This window comes from Niveibacterium sp., from assembly GCF_041909475.1.
GTDB lineage: Bacteria > Pseudomonadota > Gammaproteobacteria > Burkholderiales > Rhodocyclaceae > Niveibacterium.
Map to the genome: position 1 here is coordinate 1 of NZ_JAYRDJ010000040.1, position 4759 is coordinate 4759.

At 67.8% G+C, this 4759-nt stretch carries 3 protein-coding genes; 1 reads left to right on the forward strand and 2 read right to left on the reverse strand.

Annotated features, from left to right (window positions below; all coding sequences use genetic code 11):
- Positions 1 to 116: 116 nt before the first annotated feature.
- Both ybiB and ACE3P0_RS18625 read right to left on the reverse strand, forming a co-directional pair.
- Complete coding sequence (gene ybiB / locus ACE3P0_RS18620; RefSeq protein WP_374404275.1) at positions 117 to 1091, reverse strand: DNA-binding protein YbiB; 975 nt, start codon at positions 1089 to 1091, stop codon at positions 117 to 119.
- Between the two features lie 130 nt (positions 1092 to 1221).
- Positions 1222 to 3951, reverse strand: a complete 2730-nt coding sequence (locus ACE3P0_RS18625; RefSeq protein WP_374404276.1) for a molybdopterin-dependent oxidoreductase — start codon at positions 3949 to 3951, stop codon at positions 1222 to 1224.
- Between the two features lie 260 nt (positions 3952 to 4211).
- Here ACE3P0_RS18625 and ACE3P0_RS18630 point away from each other — a divergent pair.
- The coding region (locus ACE3P0_RS18630; protein WP_374404277.1) for a hypothetical protein at positions 4212 to 4759 on the forward strand (548 nt) is incomplete at its 3' end.

Here is a 4759-nt window from a genome sequence, read left to right on the forward strand (position 1 = left end):
CAAACCGTGGATTGTACGACGCCTTGCGCAGCGGCGCGGATTTGCCAGATTCAGCAAATCCGCAGCGCCGCCGGGGGGCCTTCTATCCGAAGTTGGAACAGTCCTGACTGGCGTGGTCAGGTGAGGCCGATGCCCACGGCAACCATCGCCCGCGCATGCATCAGATCGCGCGCATGGCCGGTTGCGTAGAGGCAGGCCGCCAGCTGGTTGGACAGTGGCGTTGGCGTTGCGCGGCGCCCTTCCATGATCTCGCGGATCAACTGCGCCACCGCTTCCGGGTCGTTCGGGTCGCAGCGTAGGGGCACCGGCGCCCAGCCGGTCGGCTCTTCGTCGTACAGCACGTTGGCCTCGCCGCGTCGCAGCCAGCTGATGCGCGGGCGGCGCTCGGCGCTGGCGCAGGATTCGCCGTCCGGCGCGTGCATCAGCATCGCCTCGGCGCCGTTTTCCAGCAGCAGATCGTGCAGCGACGCAATGGCTTCGGGCTGGCTGGCGCAGATCAGGCGCAGGCTGTGGTCCGGCATCGGGTCGATGAGTTTCGCGATCAGGTGGCCGACATGGCGAGCGCCCAGTTCGTCGCGCAGCAGCAGCAGCGCATCGAGTTCGGGCGCCAGCAGGCGGGTGGGGATCACGGCGAGGTTGTGCAGCGCCAGCGATTCCGCGGCCTCGGCGAGTGTGGTCGCGTGCGGTCGGCCGAGCCGGCGCAACACGTCGAAGCTTGGCGGCAGCCGCCCTTCGCCGAGCGAGCCATGCACCAGCACCGGCACACCGGTTTGCGCCAGACGCAGCGCGAGCGCCGGCATCAGGTTGGGCTGGCTGTGGCGGCTGGCGTAGGTAGGAATGATCGCGACACGGCGCGAGCCGTGCGGGGCCTGCATTGAGACCGTGTGCTCGCCGAGTGCTTCGGCGAAGCCGAGCAGCTCGTCAATTGTTTCGCCTTTCCAGCGCAACGCCATCAGCAGTGCGCCGAGGCGCACCGGCGATACGCTGCCGGACAGCATGTCCTTGAACAAGGCATAGGCTTCATCGCGTGCGAGGTCTTCGCACAGCGTCGGACCGCGCCCGATTTTCGTGAGCGCGTTGGCAACATCCATCACGCGAACCTCCTGGGGTAGAGAGTGCTTGGCCAGCGTTCTTGTTGTTGTCGATGCGGGCCACCGGGATCGCCGGCCGCCGCACCGGGAAACGGCGTCGTCCGGGGTAACCGTGCGACGCCGCGGGATTTCATTGCGGCTGCCCCTGCGAGGCGAGCCGCTTGAGTTCGGGAATGCAGGAGCCGCAGTTGGTGCCGCAGCGGGTGCGCGCCTGGAGTGCTTCGAGTGTTTCGCCCGCTTTGAAAGCCGCCACGATGTCGCGCTCGGCGACGTCAAAACAGTTGCACACCACCTTGCCGCGCTGCTGCTGGCCGGCGGGCGGCTGCGTCAGCGGCGCGAGCAGCCACTTTCGCGCCTCGCCGGCCGGCGTGCCCTGGGCCATCATGTCCTGCAGCCAGCCGGCGGCTTTCGCCTCGCCGACCAGGCGCACGGCACTGAGCGTGTCGCCGTCGATGCGGGCGCGTTTGGTGATGTCGCGGCGGGTATCGCGATAGACCAGCGCGAGCGGATCGTCGAGCGCGGTGGCCGCATCCAGCGCTGCCATTGCAGCCTCGCGCGCTTCTGGCACGCGGGCTTTGAGCACCACCACCGGCGCATCGCGCCCAGCCAGCGTGAGGCTCGAATAGCTCGCCTCCGGCATCTCGTGCTGAAGGGCTTCGCGCATGCGGGCCATCACCGCCATGGCGCCGACTTCGGCGTCCGGCTCAACGCGGCGCAGCGCCACGACTTCGCGCCCTTCGGCGTATTTCTCGACCTGCACGGCTGCGTGCTTGAGCTCGGGCTGCTTGGAGTACGGGTCGACGGCCGCCACGGTGAGCACATTCACGCCGTGCCCGCCCATGGTGTTTGCGCCCCAGTGCATCGGCAGGAATGCCTGGCCGGGGCGCACCGATTCGCTCGCCATGACCTTGACGATCACCGCGCCGCGCCGGCTGCTGACGCGCACCAGATCGCCTTCGTTAAGCCCACGGCGTTCGAGATCGGCCGGGTTCAGATGCAGCAGCGGTTCGGCTTCATGCGCGAACAGCCGTGCCAGCGTGCCGGTGCGGCTCATGCCGTGCCACTGATCGCGCAGGCGGCCGGTGGTCAGTGCGATCGGGTACTTGGCCGACACCGGTTCGGCGACCGGCAGGTGCTCGGCGGCAACAAACTTCGCGCGGCCGGATTCGGTCGGGAACACGCCGTCCTCGTAAAGCCGCGTCTTGCCAGTGCTCGCGCCGCTCGGGTAGGGCCATTGCTGCGGGCCTTCGGCTTCCAGCGTGGCATACGACAGGCCGGTGATGTCCAGATCGCGGCCGCGGGTGCTCTCGCGGTGCTCGTTCCAGACCGCTTCCTCATCGGCGTAGGGGAACAGCGCATCGGTGAGCGGATTGCCGAGCGCGCGGCCGAGGCGGCGCGCGAAGTCGAGCGCGATCGCCCAGTCATGGCGCGCCTCGCCCGGTGCCGCGACGGCAGGGCGCACGCGCGAGATGCGGCGTTCTGAGTTGGTGACGGTGCCGCTCTTCTCGCCCCAGGTGGTGGCGGGCAGCAGCAGGTCGGCGTAGGCGGCGGTTTCGGTCGTCGCATAGGCTTCCTGCACCACGACGAACTCGGCCTTGTCCAGCGCGCGGGCGATCTGAGCGGCGTCCGGCATCGACTGCGCGGGGTTCGTGCAAGCGATCCAGACTGCCTTGATCTCGCCCGATTCAACTGCGCGGAACAGTTCGACGGCGCTCTTGCCGGGTGCTGCCGGTACATCCGGCACGCCCCACAGCGCCGCAACCTCGGCGCGGTGTTGCGGGTTGGCCAGATCGCGGTGTGCGGAGAGCAGGTTGGCGAGGCCGCCCACTTCGCGCCCGCCCATCGCGTTGGGCTGGCCAGTCAATGAAAAGGGGCCAGCGCCAGGCCGGCCCAAGTGCCCAGAGGCGAGGTGGAGGTTGATCAGCGCGGCATTGTTGTGGGTGCCGTGCGAAGACTGGTTGAGGCCCTGGCAGTACATCGACAGGGTCGCTTTCGAGGTGGCGAACCATTGCGCGGCGCGCTCGATGTCCGCCGCCGGTACGCCGCAGATGCCCGCCGCCATCTGCGGCGTGTAGGCACGGACCACCTTGCGCAGCGCATCGAAGCCCTCGGTGTGCGCGGCGATGTAGGCCTCGTCCACCCAACCCTCCCACAGCATCACATGCAGCATCGCGTTGTAGAGCGCGATGTCGGTGCCGGGCAGGATCGCCAGGTGCAGGTCGGCCGCCTCGGCGGTGTCGGTGCGGCGTGGATCGACCACGATCAGCCTCATCGCCGGGTTGGCCTTGCGCGCGTCTTCGATGCGGCGGAACACGATCGGATGCGCGAATGCGGTGTTGCTGCCACTGATGAAGAGGCAGTCGGTGTGGTCGATGTCTTCGTAGCTGGCCGGCGGCGCGTCGGCGCCGAGCGTCTGCTTGTAGCCTGCCACCGCGCTGCTCATGCACAGGCGCGAGTTGGTATCGACGTTGTTGGTGCCGATCAGGCCCTTGGCCAGCTTGTTGAAGACGTAGTAGTCCTCGGTCAGCAGCTGGCCCGAAATGTAGAAGGCGACGGCGTCTGGGCCGTGTTCGCGGACGATTGCGGCAAAGCGTTCGGCCGCATGGTCCAGTGCGCCATCCCAACTGATGCGGCTGCGCGCTTCGTCGCGCGTGGCGCGCAGTTCCGGGTACAGGGCACGCGCAACGCGGGTGTTCGGCGCCGCCGTCAGGTGAAGGGTCGAGCCCTTCGTGCACAGGCGGCCGAAATTCGCTGGATGTTGGGGGTCGCCACGCACGCCGGTAATGACGCCTTCATCGTGTTCGATGATCACGCCGCAGCCGACGCCGCAATAGCAGCAGGTGGATTTTGTTTCAGCCATTTTTTCCTCGTCTCCGGGGACGGGTTAGCAATGCCTGTGCCATGACGGTGCGCGCCTTGCGGGCGGCGACTTCGACAGCCAGACTGAACGAAGCACGCCGGCTGCAGGCACCAGATTGATGCGGCGGGGCGCCGCCTTGGGGCGGATTCGGCATGGCTGCTTGAGCTGTTTCGTGATGCACCGCAATAGGGCGAAAGCGGGGGCTCAAGCCTTGCTTGGCGCTGCCGTAGTCCTGATGTCGTTCCGACCGGAGGAAAGCCATGCCAAGACGTAGGCTGTCGATACAGATGCTGCTGCTGATGCTGGCAGCGGCCGGCATCCTCGCGGTGTTGTTCAATGCCGTGCTCGCGCAAACGGGGGTGCGGCAAGTTGCCGGCGGCATCGACGCGATCCTGCGCACCCAGCAACAGGTATTGCGACAGACCGACGTCGACATGATGCACGACGCGATTCGCGGTGATGTGCTGCGCGCGCTGCTGGCGTCGAGCGGAGGTGGTGACGACAAGGCCGCGGTGCAGAAGGACTTCGCTGAGCACGCCAAGCGACTGCGCGAGAACTTCGATCGGAATCGACAGAGTCTGCCCGTCGACGCGCGGGCGGCCGCGGATGCGGCGGCGCCGGTGGTCGATCGCTATCTGAAGGCTGCGGAGGCGCTGCTGGCCAACCCCTCGCCGCAGTCGGCGGAACTCACCGGGTTTACCCAGGACTTTGAAGCGCTCGAGGGCAGCCTTGAGAAGCTCACCGACCTGATTGCGGCTGCCGCGGAGCAGGAGCGCGTCGCGGCAGCCGCCGCCGTGCAGGCCAGCGT